Source organism: Zymobacter palmae, from assembly GCF_003610015.1.
Taxonomy (GTDB): domain Bacteria; phylum Pseudomonadota; class Gammaproteobacteria; order Pseudomonadales; family Halomonadaceae; genus Zymobacter; species Zymobacter palmae.
Map to the genome: position 1 here is coordinate 2,246,044 of NZ_AP018933.1, position 25,280 is coordinate 2,271,323.

Genomic DNA, 25,280 nt, shown 5'->3' on the forward strand with positions numbered 1-25,280 from the left:
ACAGCTTACTGCCCTATCAGGCAGCCCTTGTCCATCATACGGCGCTTATCAGGAGCGCGCACCTGTTGCCGAACCGACCACGCGGGTATCGACACCGTCGATATGCACAGCACGATCCGCACGCAGCCATTGGTTAATGGCAGACAGGGCATTCACATCAAGAATGCCAGCATACTGGCGCAGTGCCAGTACGTGCAGTACGTAGTCGTAACGTGCTTCAGCATAGCTGGCAACAGCACTGTAGTAGGTTTCCTGCGCATTCAGCACGTCGAGAATAGTACGCGTACCGGCTTCATAACCGTTGCGGGTCGCTTCCAGAGAGGCACGGCTAGACACAATGGCACGCTGGCGAGCACGGATAGTGTGTACGTCGTTGCTGCTCTGTGCAAAGTAGGAATTGACCGACTGGATCGCTTCGCGCAGTGACTCTTCCGCGTTGAACTGGGTCTGTTCGAGGGTATAGGTCGCTTTGCGTACGGAGGCACTGGTCGCGCCACCGCTGTAGATTGGCAGTGACGCTGTTAGGCCGACGGAACCGCCTTCATCATAGCCGTGATAGGCATCGCGGTTGCTGTCACCGTACGTGTAGGAGGCACTGGCCGACAGTGTCGGCAAATGACCTGCACGCGCTTCCTTAACGCTTTCACGCGCCACGTCGATGCCGGCACGCGCGGCTTGAACAGCCAAGTTGCCCGTCGTGGCCATATCAACCCACGCGTCACGGCGAGCCGGTACCGGCGCTTCAATCGGCATAGCATCATCCAGCGCATCCAGAGACGCATACTGTTTGCCGGTCAGCTGCTCAAGTGCTTCGAAGGCCACCTGCAGTGTACTTTCCTGAGCGATGCGCTGAGCCTGAGCGCTATCGAACGAAGCTTCAGCTTCACGCACATCGGTTGCCGCTACGACACCAACCTTGAACTGCTGGCGCACTTGATCCAACTGACGTGCATAGGCTTCTTCTTCGGCGCGGTAGGTATCCAGCACATCACGTGCTTTCAATACGGTGAAGTAGGCATTGGCGACGTTATAGAGCAAGGTCTGCTCTGTACCGGCCAGCTGTAAACGCGCCTGTTCGGTGGTGCGCTTGGCTTCTTTCAACGCATACCAGCTGGAGGCGTCGAACAGTGATTGAGAGGCGCTAATGGATGAAGAGGTGGCGGTATAGCGTTTTTGCGCAGCGGCACTGCTGGTCGTACTGCCCGACTGAGCATATTGACTGCTGTGATTGTCGTAACGCGTCACCCCTGCCGAGGCGTTGATCTGCGGCAGGAATGCACTGCGTGCCGTCGCTTCGCCTTCCTGCGTAGCGTTGACCCCTGCGCGGCTGCCCAGCAGCGACGCGTTGTTTTCGAGAGCATCGCGCGCTATCGACAAAAGGTCCGTGGCATGAGCCAGTGGAGCCGTCATCGCAAGGCCCAGCGCCAGAGGCAGCATCTTGAATGTAGACATCGAAGCCATCCTGTTTCGTGAATCGTGGCGTGACATGCACGCGACGCCTGTTATCTCATCACAACTGTATGGTATGGATTCCACCTGTCGATCACAGCGGAATCACGTATAGGCCAAGAGTATCATAACCGGCCGCGGTTAACATACAGTCACGCATGTTTGCCAGTTCATCCTACTCGCAGGTGCGATGTAGCAAGGCCAAGAATAGCAGCAATCCTTTTACGATAGCGCCTTTCAACCCGCATCATCTTCTCCAAATACTGTCAGTCTTCCCTCGAATATCTTCCTGTTTCTTCGCAGTTCTTCTTCCCATGTTACGGCAGCACATTACGCTCCTTCACTGATCTATCGCCCCGATACCGATACTTTATGGAACTTTTCGTACGGCAACGTCCGCTGACAGTAACCCCGTACTGCTGCATAACTTTTACCCTAAAAATGAACAAAAAGTGTAAAAGAAGGACACATTTCAACTTATTTCACATTGCGCGCACCAAGGCAGCACCTACCTTTCATGTTGTTTGAACATTCGGACGGCGAAGGAAATGCCGCCTGAGGTGGATGCTTCAGCGCGTGTTTTCAGGACAATCACCAAAGAAAACCGTCAGGCATCCAATTCTGGCAGCGAGAGCGTCTTTCCATTACGACCAGACCCTCACTGCCACTTCCTCTGAAGACCATCAGGAGATGTCATGATCACTCTGAACAAAAAAGCATGCGTGCTCGCTGCTGTCGTTTCTGCACTGGCTTCCGGTAGCGTCTTTGCTGCAGATGCCACGGGTACTGACCAGGGTTCTGGTCGCATTCACTTCACTGGTACGGTCATCAACGCTCCGTGCTCTATCGCACCGGGTGATGAAGACATCAACGTCAACCTCGGCCAGATCGCTAACAAAGTACTGGAAGCCGGCAACAAATACTCCCAGAACGTTAGCTACACCATCCACCTGCAGGACTGCTCTCTGAGCGCAGCCAGCGCTTCTACCGGTACGACTTACAAAGACGTATCCAAAGTCGCTGTTAAATTCTCCGGTGCGACCAACGCCAACAACGCAGACCTGCTGGCCAACACTGGTGGCTCTCAGGGTCTTGGTATCCGTCTGATCGACGCCAACGGTGCGCTGCTGAAAGTGGGCGATACCAGTGCTGACATCATGCTGGCCAACGGCAACAACGAACTGACGTTCGCTGCCCGCGCAGAATCTGATGGTACCGCTGTTCAGGTCGGTCCGATCAAAGGTCAGGCTACTTACGCCCTGAACTATAAGTAAGAGCTGCTCGACGCCTTTGCTTAGGTAGAGAGGGCACGACAGCGCGCATGGAGGCAAGGATGTCTCCATGCGCCACTGCGTGACATGACGATGACAACAACCTCATGGTCCTTGCATGAACCACGTCCTGAACAGAAAAGTGCCGACCTTTCGCACCCGCGTGACTGCACGGAAGCTGCGTGCGGTGCTGCTATTGGCCATGGCGATTACAGGCTGCAATGCTCACTCAGCATGGGGCGTGCAGTTCAACACTGACATCATCGACACCAAAGATCGCAGCAACGTCGATCTGTCACGCTTTGAAGTCGCAGGCTATATTCCTCCCGGCGAATACTTGCTGGAACTGTCCGTCAACGGGCACTTTCTTCCCGGACAACAGTTAATCCGCTTCATCGCTCCTTCAGCCAATACATCGGCCCAAGCCTGCCTGACACCGGAAATGGTGCAGGGATTCGGGCTAAGCGATGACGTTACGCACCGCCTCACCACTTGGCATGATGGCCAGTGCGTCAGTTTCAATGGCGAGCCTGATGTGCGGATCAATTTCGATCAGGCACAGCAGCGTTTGTCGCTTTCATTCCCTCAGGCCTGGATGCGCTACAAGAACCAGGACTGGGTCGGCCCCGAAGCATGGGATCACGGTGTTTCAGGGCTGCTCTTCGACTACAACATCATGGGTAGTCGTTATGACCCCGATGAAGGATCCCGTACAGATAGCGTCAGCAGCTACGGTACGCTAGGGGCTAACCTCGGGGCATGGCGTCTGCGAGGTGATTACCAGTACTCCTATTCTCACTCTCCCGGTTCTCCAGAAAATCATCGTTTCGACTGGAACCAGGTCTATGCCTTCCGCCCTCTTCCCTCGATCAATGCCCGCCTGACGCTGGGGCAAAGCTATCTGCGTTCTGATATTTTCGATAGCTTCCGTTTCGTCGGGGGATCATTGGTCAGCGATCAGCGAATGCTGCCGCCCACCATGCGCGGCTACGCTCCACAGGTCACTGGGGTCGCCCAGACCAATGCACGCGTTATCATCAGTCAGCGTGGACGCGTGCTGTACCAGACCAAGGTCACACCAGGTCCATTTGTCATTCAGGATCTGTCTGATGTCATCAACGGACTGCTGGACGTTCGCGTTGAAGAGGAAGACGGCCGCGTTAACGTCTTCCAAGTCAACGCCGCCAGCGTGCCATTTTTGACCCGCAAGGGCACCATCCGTTACAAGGTGGCTTCAGGTAAGCCAACACTCGGTATCGACAACGACGAGCTGTCACCGCTGTTCTATACCGGTGAGATGACCTACGGTCTGTTCAACGATACCTCTTTGTATGGCGGTACCATTCTTACCGAAAAGAATGACTATAACGCGCTGGCACTCGGGGTCGGTCAGAACCTGCACGACCTAGGGGCGATCTCTTTTGACGCGACTAGATCCGATGCCAAGCTCGAACAATACGAACGCAAGTCGGCCTACAGTTATCGCGTCAATTATTCAAAACGTTTTGACAGCACCAGCACCCAGATCACCTTCGCGGGCTATCGCTTCTCGGAACGTAACTTCCTGAGCATGAGCCAGTACATCGACAAGCAAAACCATTTGCTCAATGTTCGCGATGACAAACAGACCTACACACTGACCGCCAACCAGTACGTGCCGTGGCTAGACATGACCGTCTACGCTTCCGCACTTCGCCGCACTTACTGGAACGATGAGAAATCGGATAGCTATACCCTCTCTCTCAGCAAGACCTTCGACCTTGGCCCGTTCAAAGGGGCATCAGCAACGCTGAGCGGCAGCAAGGCCGCTTACGGCGATGACAACGGTAACCAAGTCTATCTGTCACTGACGCTACCGATCTCGAACGGTCAGCAACTGGGCTACGACATGACCCACGATAGCGACGGTGGCTATCTGCAAACCGCCTCTTACTACAACAGCGAAGACCCGAACAACACTTGGCGTCTCAGCGCGGGCGGCACCGCTTCCCAGATCAACAGTGGCGAAGGCGTGGTGCGTGCCGGCTATGTGCACACCGCTTCAACGGGTCAGTTGAGCATCGATGGCAGCAACAGCCAGCATAACTACCGCTCCATGAGCGCCAACTGGTACGGCTCGATCACAGCTACACCTCACGGTGCCGCCTTCCATCAAAGCAGCATCGGTAATGAACCTCGCTTGATGCTGGATACCAATGGCGTTCCGAACGTGTCCTTCAACGGTGGTAATGCACGCACCAACAGTGCTGGCATCGCGGTACTCGGTAGTACACCGAGCTACCAGACCACCGATACACGCGTCGATATGGGCCGCCTGCCCGACGACACCGAGGTCTACACCAGCATGCTGCAGGATACCCTCACCGAAGGGGCGATCGGTTACCGCAAAGTTCGCGCCGTCCGCGGTCAGCACTTCTTGGCTCAGGTTCGTCGCGAAGATGGTTCGCTCCTGCCGCTAGGCTCCGCTGTCACTAATCGTAAGACCGGTATGGACATGGGCATCGTCGGCGACAGCGGCATGGTCTACCTTTCAGGTATCAACGAAGGCGATCTGTTGTCGGTGTTCTGGAACGATCGTGAACAGTGCCGTATCCGCATCATTGGCACCCACATGGTTCAGGACGGCGCGGCAAGCGAAACCTGCTACACCGTTACCGGCAACGATACAGAGCAAAAGTAACGCTCTCCATCCGCTCGGATGCGAGAACACAGGACATGGATGAATGCCTGTTCGCAGGCATCACACAGGGAGATTCACATGACCAGGACGTCAGCACAGTCCCTGCGATGGTTAGGCGGAATGTGTGGTTTGGTGGTCGCGCAGATGATCGGCAGTGTGCAGGCGCATGCGGCGATCAACATCGACCGTACGCGCATCATCTTCAACGGCAAAGAACATTCGTCCAGCGTCATTCTAGAGAACCAGAGTCGCCACCTGCCCTATCTAGCGCAGTCATGGATAGAGAACACACAGGGCGTCAAGGACAACAACTACATCATGGCCTTGCCGCCGATGCAGCGCATCGAACCAACCGAGAAGAGCCAGGTGCGCCTGATGAAGATGGATACCATCCGTCAGCTGCCTACCGATCGCGAAACGCTCTTCTACTTCAACGTGCGTGAAGTACCACCGAAAAGCGAGCTGGAAAATGTGATGCAGGTGGCCATTCAGAGCCGCATCAAGTTGTTTTATCGTCCCGACGCAATCAAAGCCCGAGACGGCGATGTCTGGCAGGAACGTTTACAGGTATCGCGCAACGGGCAGACGCTGACCATCGCCAACCCAACGCCGTACTACATCACGATCGGCTATATGGCCGGTGACGATCACAAGAACTTCGCGAAATTCGACAGTGTGATGGTCGCGCCATTCGGCCATGAGCAGTACACCCCACCGACCAGCTATCACGGCAACGAATACACGCTCGGTTTCATTGATGACTACGGCGGTCTCAACATGCGTGTTTATGACTGCACGTCTTCCACGTGCACCATGCAAACTCCACACAAGGAACGGTAGGACAGGCTCATGGTGCTAACACATGCGATTTTCAGGCAAACGGTGGCGCTGCTGATAGGTACAGCAGCCCTTCTTCCTACTGCCGTACAGGCGGCCCACAAGGAGCTGGACCCGTTCCAAGTGCAAGGGCTACACGGTGACGTACACTTCGGAGGCGCCATCATCGCTGCACCTTGCCGTGTTTCGCTGGACAGCTTGGAGCAGACCGTCTCTCTGGGCGAGCAGAACACCAGTCACTTCCGTCAGGTCGGTGACATGACAACGCCTGTGTCTTTCGTCATCCGACTCCAAGACTGCCTGCGCTCGCACCGTGTCATCAATCCCTACGCCATGAGCCACGACACCAATACTGAAGGATCACTGGTCAGAATCACCTTTATCGGGGAAGGTGCCGACCCACGAGCACCGGATCTGCTGGGCGGTTCCGGTCTGGGCGGCGTTGGTCTGCGCTTGATGGACGGTGAAGGTCGGCTGATTCCGTTGGGTCAGAGCAGCGACCCTCTGACCGTGCATTTCGCCAACGATAGTGTGCCGTTCAAGGTATCGCTGCAAAGCTATGCACCTCAAAGAGAGATCCTGCTTGGCCGCTTTCATGCTATGACAACCTTTCGGTTATCCTATCAATGAGAAATGCCATGACCACTCTTTTACTTGATCGCCGCGCGCATCCACGGCTTAAAAGAGCTGTCGTACTGACGGCGCTGCTAGTAGGGAGCCTTGCGTTACCGCTTACTGCCAGCGCTTATACGTGTCGCTACCGCTCGACCGCACCCAATGGACTGGCCTTGCAGGTTATCAAAGGTAACAGCAATGCCACCATACAGGTGCCAGTAAGCAATACGGCAGAGACAGGCCAGACAAACATTATCGACCTATCCTCTTATATAGAGTGCAAGAACGATATCCCTCAGTCGTACTCCGACTATATGGATCTTCAGCAAGCCACGACTATTCTGAGCAACAACTTCGACGTCAAGGTCAAAGCTCGCTCGAATGAATACAGTGTCCCATTTTCTGGTAACGCTAATATTCTGACGCTTCCAAGAGGTGGGAGTGGCAGCTACGCTCCAATACCACTGCAAATTTACTACTACATGAAGGAAATCCCCGGCGAAAAGGTTGCCATCAAAAAAGGACAAACCATTGGTGCAATCCGGGCTCATCACCACAGTATTCCAGTCGAAGGCGACTATATTTTTACGTGGAACTTCGTTGCAGCCAACGAGACGATCGTGACCTCAGGGGGATGCGCTATCAATAATGGAGATGCTATCGAGATCGACTTCGGAAGCGTCAATCAAAAACAGCTTTCCAGTACAGCAACCACTCGCAGTGTTTCTCGCTATATCCCTTATAAATGCCGTAGCAATAGCGTCACTATGGGCATACAGCTGTCTTTGGTCGCTGATTCTCCTTCTTTTTCTTCATCTTTGATCAAGACATCTAATAGCGCGATTGGCATCAAAACTATGCGCGGTGGCGACGCTCTGACGCCCTATAACAATGCAATCCACTCTACGATAACTCAAGGCATGGGCGGCGATAACTTTACTTTTTCTCTGTTAAAGCAAGAAGGTACAACACCCAGCACCGGCGCTTTCACAGGATCAGCAACGTTAATCATGAGTGCAGATTGAAGAAAATATACTCACTTGACATAACTGATACTCAGTTAATAGAAAAGAGACTCTCTTATAATGGCAAGCTATACCGCTTACTTAACGTCAAATATCAAACAACGCATTGCGCGGGGTCTTGGCATTGCTCTAGCGGGAGTTAGCTTGCTGATGGCTTCGCACGCCAGCGCTTATACCTGCCGCTATCGTTCATCAGCCCCCGCGGGACTGGCTGGCACGACCATACAAGGCAGCAGCAACGCTACCATTCCCGTACCCGTCCAAGACACTGCAGAAACAGGCCAGGTCAACATCATTGACCTCGCAGCCTATATCGAGTGCAAGAACGATAACCCCGGCACCTATACAGACCATATGGACATGCAGCGCGCTTCGACCGTGCTCAGCAACAACTTCGATGTCAGGGTCAAAGCCAACGGCGTCGAATACACCGTACCATTTTCAGGTAGTGCCACTGTGCTGCACCTGCCCAAAGGCGGCAGCGGATCATATGCGCCCATTCCGTTGCAGATCTATTACTACATGAAAGAGATCCCTGGCGAACGCGTTGCCATCAAGAAAGGTCAGGTCATCGGCTCCATTCAGGCTCACAAGTACAGTATTCCCGCGGGCGGCGCACCAACATTCACGTGGACCTTCACTGCCGCTAACGACACAATCGTGACGTCAGGGGGCTGCGCCATCAACGATGGTAACCAGATCGAGATTAACTTCGGGGTCATGAACCAGCAACAACTATCCAGCACCGAAGATCGACGCCAAGTCACCTCCTATATCCCTTATAAGTGCCGTAGCACCAGCGTCAATATGGGCATAAAGCTCTCGCTGGTGGCCGATCAACCCACTTTTTCCAGCGATCTAGTGCAAACCTCCAACTCGGCTATTGGGATCAAAGTGATGCGCGGCAGTGATCAGTTGAAGCCTTATAGCAATACACTTCACTCCACCATCACCCAAGGGGTTGGCGGCGATAATTTCACATTTTCGCTGTTGAAACAGAGTGGCAGTACACCTGCCGCGGGGACGTTTACAGGATCAGCCACTTTAATCATGAGCGCAGACTGATTATTTTCTGAATTGATGTGAATGCCGGGCGTATAGCAACAACTCTATACTGCTCGGCATTTTTAATACCTTTAATTTGCTGGAATGAAAAATACCATCATACCCACCATAGAAACATGTAGGTGATATACCCAGAGAAATTACCAGATCCGCCTCACGAACCGTGAGCGCATGTCTGATAACGGCTGATTGTCATTCAATCACTCATTGCTAATTGCAAGATGTTTAGGCCTTTATCATCATGACCATACAAACTCATCGGCGCCGCATTTATTGGCAATTAAGTTCATCCGCATGTGCAGCTTATCTGCTGTTGGCATGCGCCCCTTCACATGCCATGGAATGTGTTGAAACAAGTAGTGGCATGTCAGACCCCTCCCCTATTCCGGTTGAGTCGTTAGCCATTCCCTCCAATGTGCCCAAGGGTACCAAAGTGTGGGAATCCGATGTCATTCACGTTACGGCCACTTGCGACAATCCCTATAACGGGATGGACGTCGTGCATTTCTACTTCAATCCTAAAAGCATGTCTTTAGGCAATGGCCTGAAGATGGGGGTGTCCTATAACGGCCAAGATCTCGAAGATAATGGCCAGCGCCTAAGTACCGGCAGCAAGCCAATCGGAAAAGGCGAAAAAATCACCATCAGCGTCGACTTCCGCCTCTACATCAAAGTGGCAGGCACCGCGCCAAGCAGCGGTTACTACGATGGCGGTGATCAATTCACCGTGTTCCAGCTCGACGGTAGTGGCGGTATCAACTACAACGCAGGGGCCAGAAACCTCAAATATACGCTGTCCAACTTGCGCTCGATTCGCTTTCTTGCATGCGGTGCCAATCTAGCCGTCGACCCCAACGATCAAGAAGTCAATTTCGGCACACTGATGCAAAAGAACTTGCTCAGCGGCAACAAATACCAGCGGCCATTTTCAGTCACCGCTCAGAAGCAATCAGGCTGCTCTGATAACTTCTCGCTCAAAGCAGAATTCCTGACCACCAATTCATTATTCGAAAGCACCAGTATCGACTTAGGAAACGGCACGCAATTACGTCTTCTGAATGAAGAACAGCAACCTGTCACCTACAATCAATATGAACAGTTCGCTGAACTGAACAACACTTCGCAAGCTACTCGCAATTATATTGCCGAAGTCTCCCAACGCTCAGGACAAAACGTAACACTTGGCGCATTCAGTGCCACGACGATTATCAAGGTTACATATTACTAATCGGGGCCATTCTATCCCGATCCTTATATAAGGCTATTTCACTCACCCGAAGCCTATAGCGCACAACCTTCGGGCGCTGTGTGAGACAGCCTTATTAATGCGCCTAAATAAGGCGATCAATTTGAGGCTGTTATACACGATCCAAGAGGTTATTTCTTCACGCAATGACACAGTAATCTACCCATAAGGAAAATGTTATAATGACCGCTAAATCTTGCCGTTATGCTCTGTGCATGACCATTAGAAAGCTTGCTCTTGGGCTATTTCTTTTACTCTCTGCAACGTCGGCAATGGCCTTAGACTGCGTTGAAAAAAGCAGCGGCATCGCCGATCCTGCGCCCATCCCTGTCGATACGCTTGCTATCCCAGCCAATGTCCCTTCGGGTACTAAGGTATGGGAATCCAATCCCATCCATGTCACGGCTTACTGCAATAACGTGCTACACGGTAGTGACGTCGTGCATTTCTATTTCAATCCGAAGAATGCATCACTGGGTGAAGGGTTGAAGATGGGGGTGTCCTACAACGGTCAGGACCTTGAAGCCAACAGCCAGCGTCTTAGCACGGGCAGCAAGGCCATAAGCAAAGGGCAAAGCGTTACCGTTGACGTTGATTTCCGCCTTTATATCAAGGTCACTGGCAAGCCACCGAGCAGTGGCTACTACACCGGCAACGATCAATTTACCGTTTTCCAGCTTGATGGGAGTGGCGGGATCAACTACACGCAAGGGGCCAAGAACCTCAAGTACACGCTCTCCAATCTACGCTCAGTGCGTTTTATTGCCTGTGGTGCCGACCTAACCGTCGATCCCAGTGACCAAGAAGTCAATTTCGGCACGCTAATGCAACGAGACCTACTCAAGGGCCGTAAGTATCAGCGCCCTTTCTCTATAACAGCCACTAAGCAAGGGTGCTCTGATCTTTTTTCTCTGAAAGCACAGTTCGGAACATCCAACGCGCTGCTGGACGAAAACAGCATCAATTTAGGCAACGGGCTGCAATTGAAACTGTTGGGCGAAGACCAAAGCCCTGTAACGTTCAACAAGTACATCCCTTTCGCTTCGCTTAATAATACCGCTCAGACTACGCGCAGCTATATGGCAGAGATATCCCCTATATCCGGCAAGGATGTGTCGCTGGGCGCTTTCAGTGCTACCACAATCATCAAGATCACGTACTACTAGACACGTGCTACTAGAAAAGAACGTCGATATCCTAGGCCGCTAGATGAAGAGCGTTGATCATCAATGCTCCTACTCATTTCAGAATATCCTATGCTGAACTCCATCTAACGCCATAAAAAAAGCCTTCTTGCGGGTGACAGCAAGAAGGCTTTTCGATGGGTCAATCACTTATTCAAAGATCGTGTCCAGTGACAATCCGCGGCCTTCCAGCATGCGGCGCAGTTTTTTCAGCGCTTCAACCTGAATCTGGCGAACGCGTTCGCGGGTCAGACCGATTTCATCGCCAACTTCTTCAAGCGTGGCGGACTCATAACCGCGCAGCCCAAATCGACGCATCACGACTTCCTTCTGCTTATCAGACAGCTCGGACAGCCATGCATCAACGTGCGCTTTCATGTCGTGGTGCACAAGATCAGACTCGGGGCCGGCAATGCCATCGTCGGCAATGGTGTCGATCAGCGGTTTGTCGCTGTCGCTACCTACCGGATAGTCGACGGAGGAAATACGTTCGTTGAGCCCCAGCATGCGTTTGACCGATGCCACAGGACGATCAAGATAGGTCGCGATGTCTTCAGGCGTCGCTTCGTGATCCAACTTTTGGGTCAACTCGCGTGCGGCGCGCAGATAGACGTTCAGCTCCTTGACGACATGAATCGGCAGACGAATGGTACGCGTCTGGTTCATCAGCGCTCGTTCGATCGTCTGACGAATCCACCATGTCGCATAGGTCGAGAAGCGGAACCCGCGCTCAGGGTCGAACTTCTCAACGGCACGGATCAGCCCGAGGTTGCCTTCTTCGATCAGATCGAGCAGCGAAAGGCCACGGTTCAGATAGCGGCGTGAGATCTTGACGACCAAGCGCAGGTTGGACTCAATCATACGTTGGCGACCGGCAGGATCACCCTTACGTGCTAGGCGGCCGTAGAAGACTTCCTCTTCCGGCGACAGCAGTGGGGAGAAACCGATCTCGTTGAGGTATATCTGGGTAGGATCGAGGCTGGACGTGCTCTGGCGCTCTTCACGATGAAGCGCCTTCTCAAAAGCCTCATTTTCGCTTTCGTCGTCGGCTACTGCATCCGCCGCGTCGATGTCTTCGCTGTCATCTGCCTCCAGCTCCTCCACCATGTCGAGGTTATCGTCTTCCTCGGTAGTGCGTGGGCTGACAGGACGTTTTTTATGCGTTACTTCGCGTTCGACAACGTTCATGGTCATGTTTCCCTTCATCCTTGATGATTCCCGATCAATCCTTGATCCGGCACACGCTCGGGGCGTCAGCGTGCCTTTCGTAACGGAGCGAATACCCTATCCGCACCGCCACACCCTAACTTCTGCCCTACACCATCATCGGGTATGACAGAAGAAACGCCCGCCGAAGCTCTTGCAAACATCCTGCCTGCTACTTCGGCGAAGCACCGCGCTCGTCTATGAGCGAGGCAAAAACTGTTGAGGATCTTTCGCTTGGCTGTCCTGGCGGATCTCGAAGTGCAACTTCGAGCGGTCAGCCTCAGAATCCCCCATGGTAGCAATCATCTGGCCCGCCTTGACGGTGTCGTTCGTGTGCACCTTCAAGGTATCGTTATGGGCATAGGCACTCAGAAAATGATCATCGTGCTTGATGATTACAAGGTTACCATACCCTCTCACACTGTTACCGGCATATACAACTGTACCTGAGCGCGAGGCTACCACGGGCTGCCCCTTCTGCCCAGCAATATCGAGCCCTGCAGTAATCGCGCTGGGATCGCTGAAATGCCCGACAACCGTGCCTTTGGTAGGCCATAGCCACCCCTTCGAAGACGTTTGTGCCGACGAATCAGGCACTTTGGCCTCACTCGCTGCCGGCTTAGCTGCGTTCTCTGTGGAGACTGCCGACGCTTCTGCCGACTTGGCCGCAGGCGGGGCTGCCGGTACCGTTGGCGCTGCGCCATTCGTTTCTTTGCTCGTTGGCGTTACAGCCGCACTTCCTGCCGCACCGTCACCGCTGGCGTTCACTGCTGGCTGCACATCCGTACTCGTTGCGGCTTTGGCAGGCGTACTAACAAGCCAGCTGTCATCTTCAGAGTTAGCAGGCACTGACATACTATCATTGCCGGACAACGGCTTCACCTGCACCGCATTGGCAGTGGATGCGGCGGGCGGCGCGGAAAGCCGCAGTTTCTGCCCTGCCCGCAGGGAATAGGGCGGTTGAATATCGTTCCAACGCGCAAGATCGTGGTAGTCGATGTTATAACGCCAGGCGATGCTGTACAGCGTATCGCCCAGACGCACTTCGTAACTGGCATCCGTCGCCGCAGGCGCAGCGGCGCGGCTGAAGGAGGCGTCACGAATTTCAGGAATGCGGGAGTTAGTTCCGCACCCTGCCAGCATCAGCCATGACAGTGCGGCAATGCTCATCGCGGCGTTCTTGATTGTGGACATCCTGTCGCTCCTGTACGTTCTAACCATCGCGCTCAGCGTCGAACTAGGCTGTCCAGCCACATGTTCACACTTTCAAGCGCTGAATATTGGGTCACATCGCTGGCCAGCGGCGTGATCGAAACATATCCCTCTTCGATCGCCTTGAAATCGGTATCGTTCCCTTCATCAACGTATCGCCCGACGGGACCGATCCAGTAGCGCGTTTCACCGCGTGGATCCTTGACCGGAATGGGACGGGAGCTGTTGTCTTCGCGTCGGCCAAGGCGTGTGATGCGAACACCGCTGATCTCGGACCACGGCAGATCAGGCACGTTGACGTTCAGCAAAGCCCGTGCCGGCAAAGAAACGGTATCAATCGCATCCAGCAACATGGCTGCGACCTTTCCTGCCGTCTCGAAGTGCGTATCGCCGACCAGTGAAATGGCAATGGCAGGACGCCCCAACGCACGGCCCTCACGGGCAGCAGCGACCGTTCCCGAGTACAACACGTCATCGCCAAGGTTGGCCCCGTGGTTAATTCCAGAAATTACCAAATCAGGCGTATCGGGCCAGATGGCGCTGACGCCAAGATACACGCAGTCAGCGGGCGTGCCGTCCACGCTGTAAAAACCGTTTTCCAACTGCTTAAGCAGCAGCGGGTAGCTCAAGGACAGCGAGCTGCTGGCACCGCTCTTGTTGCGGTCCGGCGCAACGACGCGGATACGGCTGGCATGCTGGCGAATGGCCTCGTGAAGCACGTGCAGCCCTTCAGCGTGCACGCCATCATCATTGGAAAGCAGAACGTGAGGCATGATGAACAGGTCCTTGTAAGGCACAAAGGCCCGCGTTAGACGCAGACCTTATGGACAGAAGACGAATGCGAGCCAACCCGCGGCCGTCGACGCATGAACAGACAGGCGGCATGAGTACATCACATGATGATGCCAGCATGCCGCTACGCCCTACAGCCCCGGCGCTTCAATCAGCTCGCGCAGTACAGAGGTCGCGAAAGCCCCCTTGACCAGCGAAAATTCGAGCTTGGCTCCCTCTTCGGTCGCCACAAAGCGGGGTTCACGCAGACGCAGGCGCAGAGCACGACGTGCGGAGGTCAGGCCCGCAGCAATCAACCCTTCAGCTACGCGAGGAAGCTCATCGGCCACAGACTGTTCCAGCTCGGCCACGCCGTGCTGCGATCCCAGCGGCCCCTTGCCCCACATCGGCCCGGTCGGGTGAATGTCCAGGCGCGCTAGGCGCGCATGAAGGGTAGCGTCCACCTTATCTTCGTAGAACTGACTCGCAGTACCGTCCAAATTGAAGACATCGCCGGGCAGCGCGCGATTCCAGTTGCCCAGCGCGACGCGACGCGCCAGCAGCTGGTTGAACAGCAGGCTGCGCGCAGCAGAAAGAAAGATACCCTGTTTGTCGTCGCGCTTGCGCCAGCCACGTGCAAACAGTTGCAGCGCATGTTCGATATTGCGCCCCTGGAACCCAAAGCGCTGCGAACCGAAGTAGTTCGGTACGCCTTCGGAAACAATGCGTGTCCAGCGGTGCATAATGTCGTCGCGGTTCGGCTCATCGAAACCGATCACCAACGAGAAATGATTGAAACGGTGGGTGCCACGTTTGAGCTTGCGCGGGTGACGGCGCATGGACAGTACTCGAATGCCCTGCGCTTCCAGCGGAGCCAAGACGGAAGCTTCTGGAATACCCCCTTCCGGCATCGGCAAGGAAATCCACTGGCGCGTGATAGCCGTCTTGTCCTTAAGGCCGCTGAACCCCACGTTGCGGCGCGGCACATCGAACAAGCGCGCTAGACGATCCACGACCTGCATGGTGTTCAGTTCGCGTTTCTCGACCCAGAACCAAAGGTGTTCACCGTGATCTTCAGGCTCGAAGCCCAACTGCTCTGTCACAATGAAATCGGCAGGGCACTGACGATAGCGCCCAGCCGGTGGAAGGTCGGTGGCACGAGGCCAGTCGGGAAGCGCCGTAGAGGCTGTAGCAAGAGAAGACGTTGAAGACATAGATGACTGTAATCGCTCAGATCAAAGAAGACGCAGGCTCCACGTGCGGCCACCTGCCTGTTCAAAGGCAAAAAGGCTCAATCGCGCACGGCAGTATCTTTAGCCAGCAGTATGACGGCGGCTTCCGTGGCAATACCTTCCTCTCGGCCAGTGAACCCTAGGCGCTCACTGGTCGTCGCTTTGACGCTGACCTGAGCGATATCGAGTGCTAACGTATCGGCGATGCTCTGACGCATTGCCGCGATATGCGGCGCTAGCTTAGGTGCCTGAGCAATGACCGTAGCATCGATGTTACCGATCATGTACCCCTGCTGATCCACCAGAGTGGCCACGTGTGCCAACAGCTGGCGACTATCGGCCCCCTTCCAGCGTACGTCGGTATCAGGGAAATGATGACCGATATCGCCCAGCGCACAGGCACCCAGCAATGCATCGCTGATCGCGTGCAGCACGACATCACCATCAGAATGAGCGATGAAACCAGAGGTATGGGGGACGCGTACGCCTCCCAGCATCAGATGATCTCCTTCGCCGAAACGATGGACATCCACCCCGTGACCGATGCGGAAAGGCAGAAGACTTGCAGGCATTACGTGGAACGCTCCATTGATAGCCGAGGCCGAGGCTGACGCTCACAATCGCACGTGTAGGGTTGAATACTGCACGCCGAACGACACGTGAAGACAGCTCGGATCATGAGACCTTCCGTATTTATACCTGATATCCCCGCCTTGCGTAACCACTCGCATTGCAACGGGATGTTACGCCAGCGCATCTTGCTGCGCGGCGATAATCTGCTCGGCCAGCGCTAGGTCTTCAGGATGAGTGATCTTGAGATTGTCGCGCCGTCCCACCACCAGCCTCGGTGACAGGCCCAGCGCCTCTACAGCCGACGCTTCATCGGTGATGGTCTCGGCAATGCTGCGCCCTTGCACTTCGGCACGTTGATAGGCGCCATGCATAGCCTGACGCAGTACACCATAGCGAAAGAGCTGCGGCGTCAGCGCATGCCACAAATCGACGCGGCTTTCGGTATGCGCGACCTGATTCTGTCCGGCACACGCCCGCTTCATCGTATCGGATGCGGGAACGGCCAGTAGCCCACCCACAGGGTCACCCTGCAAGGCTGCCGCCATAGCCTGCAGCTCTTGAGGGCGTACACACGGTCGCGCGACATCGTGCACGGCAACCCAGTCCTGCGGGTTAGCATGGCCTTCCAGCGCCACCAAGCCAGCCCACACCGAATCTGCACGCTCTGCGCCGCCGTCGATACGCAGCCAGTTAATCCCGTCCGGCAACATGCCACTGTCAAAGTAGGCATCCTGCGACGAAAGGCATACCAACTGCTGTGCCTGCGGCCAAGCCTCATGCAACCGAGCCAGCGTTGTGCTCAGCACGCACCGGCCGGCCAGCGGTAGATACTGCTTGGGAACATCGCTGCCCATGCGACGGCCGACGCCCGCCGCGGGCACAATCACCCAGCGTACGGTTTCAAACGGCTTGGACATCATCACGGTATCTGCTCCGGTGAGCTGTTCTCAATAGGCGCTTCCGGCAGTTCATGCAGCGTTCTTACGACGCTGGCGGGCACCCACAAGAACTGCTCATCGTTGCGCACCATGCCTAGATCGTTGCGTGCACGCTCTTCGATCGCATCAAGCCCGGTCTTGAGATCGACCACCTCGGCCGTCAGCTGGGCATTGCGCTCGCGCAGCACACTGACCTTCGCTTCCTGCGTATCAGCGCGCGTCGTGATCATGTGCAGTTCGAGCAGCCCACCGTCACCGAACCACAGGTGGTACTGCAATCCGGCCAGCGCAAGTACCAGCGCCAGAGAAAGCCATTTCAGCATATGCTACATTCCGTTCCTGTCACTAACCGTCGATCCAGCCGATATCACTGCTCATAGCGAGGTGCGCGGTCATGTATCAACTCATTGTGTATGTACCCGTTGATGCTGCCGAACAGGTAAAAGAGGCCATTTTCAACGCGGGTGCTGGCACTCTAGGCCAATATTCTCATTGCTGCTTCGAAATACGCGGTACAGGACAGTTCATGCCGACAGCCGACGCTCACCCAGCCGTGGGCGAATGCCAGCAGATCAATCAGGTCGAGGAGCTACGCATTGAGCTGCTCTGCCCTGATGACCGCCTGAAAGAAGCCATCGCCAGTCTGAAAGCCGCTCATCCGTACGAGCATCCTGTCTATGCCGTCATTGCGCTTGTTGATGCCTAAATGACGACTGTGCCCGAGTGAACTCGTCAGATCAGGGCGTCGTCAACGAATGACGTCCTGATGCAGCGGAAAGTGTCCATGCACCCGGTCCTCGAAGAACAGCTTCAGCGTGCGGCGTACGGTCTCAAAGGCGATCTGATCCCACGGGATATCCTTTTCGTCGAACAGGGCAACGTCAAGGCTCTCGGTGCCGGCCGAAAAGTCACCCTCCAGCTCGCTGCGGAAGATCATATAGACATTGTTGAAGCGTGGAATATCCAGCACGGTATACAGCATAGCGTTTTGCACCTGCGCCCCGGCCTCCTCACGCGTTTCGCGCAGCGCCGCTTCGACGGTTGTCTCACCGTTCTCCATGAATCCCGCTGGTAATGTCCACAGACCATAGCCAGGTTCGATGGCACGCTGACACAGCAATACGCGTGAGCCCTGTACGGGCAGCGTGCCCGCAACGATGACGGGGTTACTATAGTGAATGGTGCCACAGAACGAACAGACATCTCGGAGGCGATCATCGCCATCAGGAATAGCCTGATGGACAGGGTGACCGCACTGACTGCAGAAATTCATGCCAACCTCATCACAGGGCGAATGCATTTGCCTTTTACAATACGCTGAACCGCGGTCCAGACGCCATTGCCGTGTACGTACTGCCAAGGCAAGGCTGCCCTGAAACCCGCCCTCAGGTATACTCTCCATCCTTATTACGGTTTCGATACACGCGTTACGGCAGATGACATGACCACCAAAGACCGTTTCAGTGCCGCACTGATCTCATGGCTCTGGCGTCGGCTTTCCCGATGCCGACTGAGCACTCTCTGGCGCCTTGCCGGCCTGATGCAGCCTCTCTACCGCGCGCTCGCTCACCGCGAACGTCGCGTCACCCGCGATAATCTGGCGCGCGCCTATCCCATGCTAGACCATGAGCAACGGGCACGACTGGCTCGCCTCAGCCTGCGCCACTCCATCGTCACAGCGCTGGAGCTCGGCTTTGCTTGGCAAGGGAAGGTCGCTTCCGTTAATGCATCGATCAAGCGGATCGAAGGACTGGCGCTGCTCGAAGAAGCGCAGGCCCAGAAAAAGGGGGTCATCATTCTGGCGCCCCATTTCGGCAACTGGGAGGTGCTCAACTTCTGGCTGTCATCGAACATGCCATTCACGGCCATGTACGAACCGCCTCGCTTGCATCGGCTGGATGACATCATCCGCACCGGCCGCGAACGCATGGGCGCACATCTCGTGCCAACCACCGCTCGCGGGGTATCGGCGCTCCTGAAAGCGCTCAAGCGTGGGGAAGCGGTAGGTATTCTGCCCGATCAAGTGCCGGATGACACGGGAGGCGTGATTGCTCCGTTCTATGGCTATCCCGCGTACACGGCTACACTACTGCCGAAGCTGGTCAGCCGCACAGGCGCGCAGGTAATCGTCAGCGTTGCGCGTCGACTGCCTCGCGGCGAGGGCTATGTGCTGCACTTCATGCGTGCAGACGAACGCGTGTATGCCGACGACGATGCCACAGCAGCGCACGGCGTGAACGCCAGTGTCGAACGCGTCATTGCACTTGATCCAGCGCAGTATCAGTGGGAATACAAGCGCTACAAGCACACATCGCACCTGTATCAGGATAATCAGCTGATCACCCCGTGGGACACATCGACTCCCGTTCCCTAATACAAAATGCCCGCAGCGGCAACGCGGCGGGCATTCATTCATCGACAAGATAAAAACGACTACTCTGCCAGTGGCAACCCTGCCAGCGGCAACGCCGACGTATCCTTGAGCGTTTCCATCACCATCCGTGCCTCCAGAGTCGACACCGCTGGAAAAACAACCAGCTGATGAGCCAGCGCATCATAAGCGGCCAGATCAGCCACCTGAACATGCAGCGCATAGCTGGCGCTGTCCTGCAGACGGTACAACTGTGTCACTTCGGGCATCGCCATCACGGCCGCCAAAAAGGCATCAACGCTCGGGCCAAAAGCCGTGTGCAGACGCACGGACACCAGCAGTATCAGCGCCGCCCCGATCTGCCGTGCATCCAGCAGCGCTACGCGCTTGCGGATAATGCCTTCACCTTCCAGCTTGTGCATTCGACGCCAGCAGGCTGTCGTTCCCAATCCAATGCGATCGGCCAGTGCACTGACGGAAACGCTACAGTCCTGCTGCAACGCCTCAAGAATATCCCTATCGTACTGATCCATGGTGGCCCCTGCTTGCCCCAGAAGTCGTGAGGAAGAAGCCCCATTCTACCGCTGACCGTCCGCTCGCCAGCGCCACGAAAGCAATCAAAACATTGGCTTATCCGTGGGTTGCAACTGCTTGCGGCGCGAAAAACGATCGCAGTGCATATTCATTGATGATTATCACTAAATGAAAGACAACGTGCACATTACCCGTATTCGGCGCATAAAACATGGCTCAAATCTGGCTGAATAGCACAATGGTGCAGAGACTTCCTCGCTTTATGTCACAAACATGTCCCCATGCGTGCTCCACTAGGGCAGCAGTAACAGGCAAGCCTATTCGCCAAAGCGCACTACTGGCACCTGATTGAACATGATCTGGCAAATTTCACCTAGGTTATGCCGATATATGCCATTCACTCAATCGATAACGTTTCTGGACTCATGTCATGACGCAGCATAAGGATGTAGGTGCAATTCAACGCCTGTCGCCCACAAATGCCGAACAGCTAACACACTTCATCCAGCGCCGAATGACCCTCAAGCAACTGCAGGTCATTCTGGCTCTTCAGCGCCACAAGACCATTGCCAACGCTTCCGGGTCGCTGTGCATGACAGCGGCGAACGTCTCCCTCTACATTCGAGAGATGGAACAGCAGCTACAGACACCGCTCTTCCTGCGCAACAATGGATTGTATCGCGCCACGGCCGCCGGACTGCTGCTGACGCAGCTGGCCCAGCGCATCGACAACGAGTGCCAGCGCACCATCGACCGCTGCCGACAGGCCGTGCTTCACCCCGAAGCCCACAGCCTGGGCATCGGTTATATCGGGGCCTCGATGAGCGCTTACGCTTACGCGCTGTGGCATCGCCTGCTGCCTCAGGTGGAAGGCAACAGTCTGCATATCGAAGACCTCTCGGGGTTGCTTCATAACAGCGACATGCAGATGCCGCGCGATGAACAGCTGGGCATCGTTCTATCGACCAGCCCACTGAACATGGCCTATGACAGCAGCGAATGGCACATTCAGACCTTCGTGTTGCGCCAATATCACATCCTCGTGGATTCACGCTCCCCGCTGTCGAACGCGCCCAGCTTCCTGCTGCCGCGCGTCAACGCCACGCTGGACGCTATGCTCCACGACCACATACTGGTGCACTACCCCGACCACAGCGCGATCAGCTTCTATAACAATGCCATGGCGGTCATGCAGGCCGGCCTTCCCGAAGATACAGCGCTGATCGTATCCGCTTTCGAATTTGAAGGCCTCGCGCATCAGAACGCCCTGCAGGTGCTTGATTCATTGCAGGTCGATCATCTGTGCTACCTCTATGTCCATCCGCGCGCCAACATCATCGCGGGCCTGCCCGATGCGCTAAGCACGCTGATTGAGATGGAGCATGCCGCCTAACCGAATAGACCCGGCACCGACTGTCGGGTCATAATCCGACCACAAAAAAAGACGCGCCACCGTAAAGGTGGGTGCGTCTTTTTATATCTAGACAGACATGACCATCATTGGACGTTAGTGTGCAGCCAGTCAATGATGTCATCGGATTCATACAGCCAGATGTCCTGGCCGTGTGACGCGATATGCAGACAAGGCACCTGCTTGCGACCACCACCGGCCAAAAGCTCTTCGCGATGGAGCGGATTCTTGTGAATATCCCGCATCGCGATCGGCAGCTGACGCTGCTCGATATAGCGCCGCACCTTCAGACAGAAAGGACAGCTTTCGAAATGATAGAGCGTCAAGCCACGGCAGGAACGTGCCAGATCGGACATAAGGACTCCCAGTCAGCCTGGGCCTGAACGCCTGCGCGCCAAGCCCATACACAAATCAAGTTGAATCGCCAAAAACCAAGCATTTGCGTAAAGTATGCCGTACTCCCGTTCTCATGCCCAGCCTTGCGCTCATTGCCATTTCTCATGGCACTAACAGCAGGCCGCTATTCCACCGCCTGAACAGGCACCTCTTCGATATCCACAATTCCTGACCGGCTGATGATGATCTTCCAGCGCTGGATTTCCATGGGCTGCCCTTCCTGTGCACTGCAGGCAATCAGGTTCAACTGATAGCGGCGCTCGACTTTCTCCCGCGTCACCTGACCTTCCTTGATGGCATAGACACGATGCGTCGTTTTGCTCATCAAGCGCGTCAGAAGGCGAAGATCCAGTTCAATGGTCTCCCGGGTCTGCTTATAGCCGCTCAGAAAACGCGTCGGTTTCATACGCGAACGGCTCTTGTACTGCAGCACCACTTCTTGACGATGACTAATGCTGCCACGTCGCGCCGCTTGAATCTCACGGCTCAAGCGCCACGGTTTGCGGTAGTCGAACCACTCCCGCTGGCGACCCACAATCTGCTGACTATCAGGGTCACGGTAAATACGCACCCACTTGGGACGCCCACGTCGCAGCCAACGCCACAGCGTGTTGCGCAACTCATCCTTGAAGACTTCACGCAGTGCGTACACAAACGCTAACGTCAGAATGAACCACACGGTGAAGTCATTCATCAGATGGCGAGCCTGCATCAGCGCCACCGTCACCACAATCATCACCAGCCCCGTGGCCAGCGCCTTGACCATGCGCTGCTCACCCGCCCCCAACTCCTTCGGTTTATCGTTGAGCGTAACGGGATACTCCGTCAGTCGCCGCAGCAGACGCATCTTGTTGGACATTCGCGTAGGACTGGATTCGGCACGCTCCGAGTTATAGCCGCTGGCCCGGCGATAGCGCTTTTCCTCGTTGCATACCGCAAGCAAGCGCGCCTTGATCGCGCCATAATCGTTGCCACGCGGCATGTGCGCGACCAGCGACAGCAGCTGCTGTTCGGTGAACCACGACAGGTAGTTGTCGATATTGTTGAAGTATTTGAGCAGGTTTTCTTCTTCAGGCGCATTGCGACGCAAACGGCGCAGGATGCTTTGAATCAGCGCGATCTCCTGCTCAGCCTGTGCCAGCGTTACGTTTTCCTGCCCATCGACACCGTGGCGAATCGCGCGGATCGAATTTTCCAGTGCCGACGCATACTGATAGGCATATAGACTCAGGTTCAGACGGTACTGATGGCTGGGTATCTGACCGCGCCCGGCCAAGCGACTGTACACCAATGGCAGTTCGTTCTTGGTGCTGAAATAGGTACGGCGCACATGAATTGCGCTGTGATAAAAGTCTTCTTCCGACAGTACGTGCTTGGTCAGCTCCAGATCGCCCGGCACGTACAAATACACATCCAGCGAATGCTGACTTTCCTCCTGCAGGGTGCGCTCGATACGCAGCGTGAATCCTTCCCGTCGCGTTACATTGATCATGCCATCACTCCTGCCAGAATAACCGATCGGCGGCACCGGCCTTGCCGATATCCCTGCCCCTTGAACTAGGCACTCAGTGTCCACTCATCTCATCATGCGATACCGGTATGGTGCCGTCTTTTCTCATCTAGAATGCGCTGCACATCAAGCGATCATCATGCTAGGCGATTTTTGTCCTTTCATGATACATCATACCCACTTCCGCATTGGGCAAAGCCTGAAGTTCGGCCTTGTAAAGCGGCCTATCATGGTCCGTATCGAAAAGGTGTCAGCCAAATAGCAGAGTTCGCTATACTGATGAATCAAGAGGCTGTTTCAGGAACCGCACAATACCGCCCCACACGTGCCCAGCCCAAAGGACGCACGTTTAGAGGCACGACCTCTTGTGTGTAGCGGCAGAAAATTCACGCCCTGAACTCAGTCCAACGCGAGCCCCCGATCGCATCGTGCCGATACCGGATTGCTCGCTTGTAGGGTGAACCAAAAGCCCGACACTCATTGCTGCAGCACCGCCCTTTATCGGTTGCCTGCCGTCAGATTTCACGCCAGCTCGATGGATAGCGATATGCAGACGTCTCCTTCCCCCAAGACCTCGCGGGACCGCCGCGCAACGTCCCCACTTAGCGTGACTCGCCATGGTTGGTGGAGCATTCTATGGCGCGTATACGGCTCAATCCAAAAACACCATATCGGCATGATGGCCTCCAGCATTGCCTTCTATGGACTGCTCAGCCTCTTTCCCGCCATTGCTGCCCTGATTTCGATCTGGGGCATGTATGCCGACCCTGTTCAGGTACAGCAGCAGCTGGTCAACCTCGACCAGTTCATTCCTACCGAAGCGGCTTCCATCATTGAGCATCAGGCCGAAGTGGTCACCGCCAGTGCTGGCCGTGGATTGAATCTGACCGCGATAGGCAGCCTGTTGTTCACCCTCTACAGTGCTTCTAAAAGTGTGCAGAGCTTCACCGAAGGGCTGAACATCATCTATGGTGAAAAGGAACAGCGACATTTCCTAGCACAGATCGTGATCAATATTGTATTGACGCTGGGTATGATCCTGCTGGCCATCTTCATGTTATTCAGCGTTGCTATTCTTCCTGTGGTCATGAACTTCTTTCCATTCGCTGACACACTAACGACATCACTCTACTATCTGCGCTGGCTGATCATGCTCTGCATCATCACCCTAGGCATCGCCGTGCTATATCGCTTCGGACCCAACCGCCGCGCCCCGCGCTGGGAATGGCTCAGCATTGGCACCATCACCTCGACACTGCTGTGGATACTGGGGTCACTCGGATTCTCCCTGTATGTCAGCCATTTCGGCAGCTACAACAGTACCTACGGGTCAATCGGCGCCGTCGTCGTCCTACTGATGTGGTTCTGGCTATCGGCTTATATCATCCTGCTAGGCGCTAGCATCAACTGCGAGCTTGAACGCACGACCGAAAAGGACACCACCACGGGCACACCGAAACCCATGGGGCAGCGCCACGCCTATGCCGCAGATACTGTAGCTAAAGACAGTAACGATATCTGATCAGCATCATGAGCATTCGCACATAACAGACTCTCATGACAAAAAGAGCGCCGCCCCGACATACTCACAATGGCGCTCTGCCACCTGAAACAGATTAGTGGGACACGACCAAAAGCAGAGGTCCCTCAGCCTGTTTGGCCATGCGCGCCGCTAAAACCAATAGACGATCACTGCCTGATCGCACCATGCCCCATAAAAAAGCCCTCCCATTCATGCAGAATGGAAGGGCTCT

24 protein-coding genes are annotated in these 25,280 nt (G+C 55.2%); 12 read left to right on the plus strand and 12 right to left on the minus strand.

Going from position 1 to position 25,280, the window contains the following annotated elements:
• Positions 1 to 48 precede the first annotated feature (48 nt).
• Positions 49 to 1,452, minus strand: coding sequence for a TolC family outer membrane protein (locus ZBT109_RS09990; RefSeq protein ID WP_051523698.1), 1,404 nt, complete (start codon positions 1,450 to 1,452; stop codon positions 49 to 51).
• 692 nt (positions 1,453 to 2,144) lie between these two features.
• On the opposite strand from ZBT109_RS09990, the gene ZBT109_RS09995 reads away from it, so the two are divergent.
• From ZBT109_RS09995 to ZBT109_RS10030, 8 genes are all read left to right on the plus strand, one after another.
• On the plus strand, positions 2,145 to 2,723 hold the full coding sequence (locus tag ZBT109_RS09995; RefSeq protein WP_027704731.1) for a fimbrial protein: 579 nt from the start codon (positions 2,145 to 2,147) through the stop codon (positions 2,721 to 2,723).
• Between the two features lie 115 nt (positions 2,724 to 2,838).
• Positions 2,839 to 5,400 carry a fimbria/pilus outer membrane usher protein gene (locus tag ZBT109_RS10000; protein ID WP_084261742.1) on the plus strand — a complete coding sequence of 854 codons (2,562 nt, stop codon included), beginning with the start codon at positions 2,839 to 2,841 and terminating at the stop codon, positions 5,398 to 5,400.
• A 78-nt stretch (positions 5,401 to 5,478) separates the two neighbouring features.
• Complete coding sequence (locus tag ZBT109_RS10005; RefSeq protein WP_211245183.1) at positions 5,479 to 6,240, plus strand: fimbrial biogenesis chaperone; 762 nt, start codon at positions 5,479 to 5,481, stop codon at positions 6,238 to 6,240.
• Positions 6,241 to 6,249: 9 nt separating this feature from the next.
• On the plus strand, positions 6,250 to 6,867 hold the full coding sequence (locus ZBT109_RS10010) for a fimbrial protein (RefSeq protein WP_027704733.1): 618 nt from the start codon (positions 6,250 to 6,252) through the stop codon (positions 6,865 to 6,867).
• Positions 6,868 to 6,875: 8 nt separating this feature from the next.
• Positions 6,876 to 7,877 carry a fimbrial protein gene (locus ZBT109_RS10015; RefSeq protein ID WP_027704734.1) on the plus strand — a complete coding sequence of 334 codons (1,002 nt, stop codon included), beginning with the start codon at positions 6,876 to 6,878 and terminating at the stop codon, positions 7,875 to 7,877.
• Positions 7,878 to 8,027: 150 nt separating this feature from the next.
• Positions 8,028 to 8,942 carry a fimbrial protein gene (locus ZBT109_RS10020; protein WP_169733991.1) on the plus strand — a complete coding sequence of 305 codons (915 nt, stop codon included), beginning with the start codon at positions 8,028 to 8,030 and terminating at the stop codon, positions 8,940 to 8,942.
• Positions 8,943 to 9,183: 241 nt separating this feature from the next.
• Positions 9,184 to 10,170, plus strand: a complete 987-nt coding sequence (locus ZBT109_RS10025; RefSeq protein WP_084261744.1) for a fimbrial protein — start codon at positions 9,184 to 9,186, stop codon at positions 10,168 to 10,170.
• A 290-nt stretch (positions 10,171 to 10,460) separates the two neighbouring features.
• Positions 10,461 to 11,354, plus strand: a complete 894-nt coding sequence (locus tag ZBT109_RS10030; protein WP_197714334.1) for a fimbrial protein — start codon at positions 10,461 to 10,463, stop codon at positions 11,352 to 11,354.
• Positions 11,355 to 11,522: 168 nt separating this feature from the next.
• On the opposite strand, the gene rpoS is transcribed toward ZBT109_RS10030, so the two are convergent.
• From rpoS to ZBT109_RS10065, 7 genes are all read right to left on the minus strand, one after another.
• Positions 11,523 to 12,479: an RNA polymerase sigma factor RpoS gene (gene rpoS, locus ZBT109_RS10035; RefSeq protein WP_027704738.1), complete on the minus strand. Its 957-nt coding sequence runs from the start codon at positions 12,477 to 12,479 to the stop codon at positions 11,523 to 11,525.
• A gap of 297 nt (positions 12,480 to 12,776) precedes the next feature.
• Complete coding sequence (locus tag ZBT109_RS10040; protein WP_027704739.1) at positions 12,777 to 13,772, minus strand: peptidoglycan DD-metalloendopeptidase family protein; 996 nt, start codon at positions 13,770 to 13,772, stop codon at positions 12,777 to 12,779.
• Positions 13,773 to 13,804: 32 nt separating this feature from the next.
• Entirely contained in the window at positions 13,805 to 14,563 is a 759-nt protein-coding gene (surE, locus tag ZBT109_RS10045; protein ID WP_027704740.1) for a 5'/3'-nucleotidase SurE, read from the minus strand.
• A gap of 150 nt (positions 14,564 to 14,713) precedes the next feature.
• A complete protein-coding gene (gene truD, locus ZBT109_RS10050) occupies positions 14,714 to 15,775 on the minus strand; it encodes a tRNA pseudouridine(13) synthase TruD (protein ID WP_051523700.1) in 1,062 nt (353 codons plus the stop codon).
• Positions 15,776 to 15,852: 77 nt separating this feature from the next.
• Entirely contained in the window at positions 15,853 to 16,365 is a 513-nt protein-coding gene (gene ispF, locus ZBT109_RS10055; protein ID WP_027704741.1) for a 2-C-methyl-D-erythritol 2,4-cyclodiphosphate synthase, read from the minus strand.
• Positions 16,366 to 16,536: 171 nt separating this feature from the next.
• Positions 16,537 to 17,286, minus strand: a complete 750-nt coding sequence (ispD, locus tag ZBT109_RS10060; RefSeq protein WP_232012892.1) for a 2-C-methyl-D-erythritol 4-phosphate cytidylyltransferase — start codon at positions 17,284 to 17,286, stop codon at positions 16,537 to 16,539.
• Positions 17,286 to 17,627, minus strand: coding sequence for an FtsB family cell division protein (locus ZBT109_RS10065; RefSeq protein WP_051523701.1), 342 nt, complete (start codon positions 17,625 to 17,627; stop codon positions 17,286 to 17,288). Before ZBT109_RS10065 ends, ispD begins: the two co-directional genes overlap by 1 nt.
• 71 nt (positions 17,628 to 17,698) lie before the next feature.
• On the opposite strand from ZBT109_RS10065, the gene ZBT109_RS10070 reads away from it, so the two are divergent.
• A complete protein-coding gene (locus tag ZBT109_RS10070; RefSeq protein ID WP_027704743.1) occupies positions 17,699 to 18,010 on the plus strand; it encodes an NGG1p interacting factor 3 protein, NIF3 in 312 nt (103 codons plus the stop codon).
• A 42-nt stretch (positions 18,011 to 18,052) separates the two neighbouring features.
• Here the strand turns inward: ZBT109_RS10070 and ZBT109_RS10075 are convergent, their stop codons facing one another.
• Positions 18,053 to 18,577, minus strand: a complete 525-nt coding sequence (locus ZBT109_RS10075) for an NUDIX hydrolase (RefSeq protein WP_027704744.1) — start codon at positions 18,575 to 18,577, stop codon at positions 18,053 to 18,055.
• A 168-nt stretch (positions 18,578 to 18,745) separates the two neighbouring features.
• Here ZBT109_RS10075 and ZBT109_RS10080 point away from each other — a divergent pair, with 168 nt between their 5' ends.
• Positions 18,746 to 19,678 (plus strand): lysophospholipid acyltransferase family protein, encoded by a 933-nt coding sequence (locus tag ZBT109_RS10080; RefSeq protein WP_038277771.1) that lies wholly within the window; start codon positions 18,746 to 18,748, stop codon positions 19,676 to 19,678.
• 59 nt (positions 19,679 to 19,737) lie between these two features.
• Here the strand turns inward: ZBT109_RS10080 and ZBT109_RS10085 are convergent, their stop codons facing one another.
• Positions 19,738 to 20,208, minus strand: a complete 471-nt coding sequence (locus ZBT109_RS10085) for an Lrp/AsnC family transcriptional regulator (protein ID WP_027704745.1) — start codon at positions 20,206 to 20,208, stop codon at positions 19,738 to 19,740.
• Positions 20,209 to 20,639: 431 nt separating this feature from the next.
• Between ZBT109_RS10085 and ZBT109_RS10090 the strand changes: the two genes are divergently transcribed.
• On the plus strand, positions 20,640 to 21,602 hold the full coding sequence (locus tag ZBT109_RS10090) for a LysR family transcriptional regulator (RefSeq protein WP_027704746.1): 963 nt from the start codon (positions 20,640 to 20,642) through the stop codon (positions 21,600 to 21,602).
• A gap of 104 nt (positions 21,603 to 21,706) precedes the next feature.
• Here ZBT109_RS10090 and ZBT109_RS10095 read toward each other — a convergent pair whose 3' ends face one another.
• Both ZBT109_RS10095 and ZBT109_RS10100 read right to left on the minus strand, forming a co-directional pair.
• A complete protein-coding gene (locus ZBT109_RS10095) occupies positions 21,707 to 21,976 on the minus strand; it encodes a glutaredoxin family protein (RefSeq protein ID WP_051523702.1) in 270 nt (89 codons plus the stop codon).
• Between the two features lie 164 nt (positions 21,977 to 22,140).
• Positions 22,141 to 23,508 carry a hypothetical protein gene (locus ZBT109_RS10100; RefSeq protein WP_027704747.1) on the minus strand — a complete coding sequence of 456 codons (1,368 nt, stop codon included), beginning with the start codon at positions 23,506 to 23,508 and terminating at the stop codon, positions 22,141 to 22,143.
• A gap of 565 nt (positions 23,509 to 24,073) precedes the next feature.
• Between ZBT109_RS10100 and ZBT109_RS10105 the strand changes: the two genes are divergently transcribed.
• Entirely contained in the window at positions 24,074 to 25,048 is a 975-nt protein-coding gene (locus tag ZBT109_RS10105; protein ID WP_084261747.1) for a YihY/virulence factor BrkB family protein, read from the plus strand.
• The last annotated feature ends 232 nt before the right edge of the window (positions 25,049 to 25,280 follow it).

Coding starts and splice junctions, on each gene's coding strand:
- ZBT109_RS09990 (WP_051523698.1), bottom strand. CDS start 1,452: ATGTCTACATTCAAGATGCTGCCTCTGGCGCTGGGCCTTGCGATGACG.
- ZBT109_RS09995 (WP_027704731.1), top strand. CDS start 2,145: ATGATCACTCTGAACAAAAAAGCATGCGTGCTCGCTGCTGTCGTTTCT.
- ZBT109_RS10000 (WP_084261742.1), top strand. CDS start 2,839: ATGAACCACGTCCTGAACAGAAAAGTGCCGACCTTTCGCACCCGCGTG.
- ZBT109_RS10005 (WP_211245183.1), top strand. CDS start 5,479: ATGACCAGGACGTCAGCACAGTCCCTGCGATGGTTAGGCGGAATGTGT.
- ZBT109_RS10010 (WP_027704733.1), top strand. CDS start 6,250: ATGGTGCTAACACATGCGATTTTCAGGCAAACGGTGGCGCTGCTGATA.
- ZBT109_RS10015 (WP_027704734.1), top strand. CDS start 6,876: ATGACCACTCTTTTACTTGATCGCCGCGCGCATCCACGGCTTAAAAGA.
- ZBT109_RS10020 (WP_169733991.1), top strand. CDS start 8,028: ATGGCTTCGCACGCCAGCGCTTATACCTGCCGCTATCGTTCATCAGCC.
- ZBT109_RS10025 (WP_084261744.1), top strand. CDS start 9,184: ATGACCATACAAACTCATCGGCGCCGCATTTATTGGCAATTAAGTTCA.
- ZBT109_RS10030 (WP_197714334.1), top strand. CDS start 10,461: ATGGCCTTAGACTGCGTTGAAAAAAGCAGCGGCATCGCCGATCCTGCG.
- rpoS (WP_027704738.1), bottom strand. CDS start 12,479: ATGGTGGAGGAGCTGGAGGCAGATGACAGCGAAGACATCGACGCGGCG.
- ZBT109_RS10040 (WP_027704739.1), bottom strand. CDS start 13,772: ATGTCCACAATCAAGAACGCCGCGATGAGCATTGCCGCACTGTCATGG.
- surE (WP_027704740.1), bottom strand. CDS start 14,563: ATGCCTCACGTTCTGCTTTCCAATGATGATGGCGTGCACGCTGAAGGG.
- truD (WP_051523700.1), bottom strand. CDS start 15,775: ATGTCTTCAACGTCTTCTCTTGCTACAGCCTCTACGGCGCTTCCCGAC.
- ispF (WP_027704741.1), bottom strand. CDS start 16,365: ATGCCTGCAAGTCTTCTGCCTTTCCGCATCGGTCACGGGGTGGATGTC.
- ispD (WP_232012892.1), bottom strand. CDS start 17,286: ATGATGTCCAAGCCGTTTGAAACCGTACGCTGGGTGATTGTGCCCGCG.
- ZBT109_RS10065 (WP_051523701.1), bottom strand. CDS start 17,627: ATGCTGAAATGGCTTTCTCTGGCGCTGGTACTTGCGCTGGCCGGATTG.
- ZBT109_RS10070 (WP_027704743.1), top strand. CDS start 17,699: ATGTATCAACTCATTGTGTATGTACCCGTTGATGCTGCCGAACAGGTA.
- ZBT109_RS10075 (WP_027704744.1), bottom strand. CDS start 18,577: ATGAATTTCTGCAGTCAGTGCGGTCACCCTGTCCATCAGGCTATTCCT.
- ZBT109_RS10080 (WP_038277771.1), top strand. CDS start 18,746: ATGACCACCAAAGACCGTTTCAGTGCCGCACTGATCTCATGGCTCTGG.
- ZBT109_RS10085 (WP_027704745.1), bottom strand. CDS start 20,208: ATGGATCAGTACGATAGGGATATTCTTGAGGCGTTGCAGCAGGACTGT.
- ZBT109_RS10090 (WP_027704746.1), top strand. CDS start 20,640: ATGACGCAGCATAAGGATGTAGGTGCAATTCAACGCCTGTCGCCCACA.
- ZBT109_RS10095 (WP_051523702.1), bottom strand. CDS start 21,976: ATGTCCGATCTGGCACGTTCCTGCCGTGGCTTGACGCTCTATCATTTC.
- ZBT109_RS10100 (WP_027704747.1), bottom strand. CDS start 23,508: ATGATCAATGTAACGCGACGGGAAGGATTCACGCTGCGTATCGAGCGC.
- ZBT109_RS10105 (WP_084261747.1), top strand. CDS start 24,074: ATGCAGACGTCTCCTTCCCCCAAGACCTCGCGGGACCGCCGCGCAACG.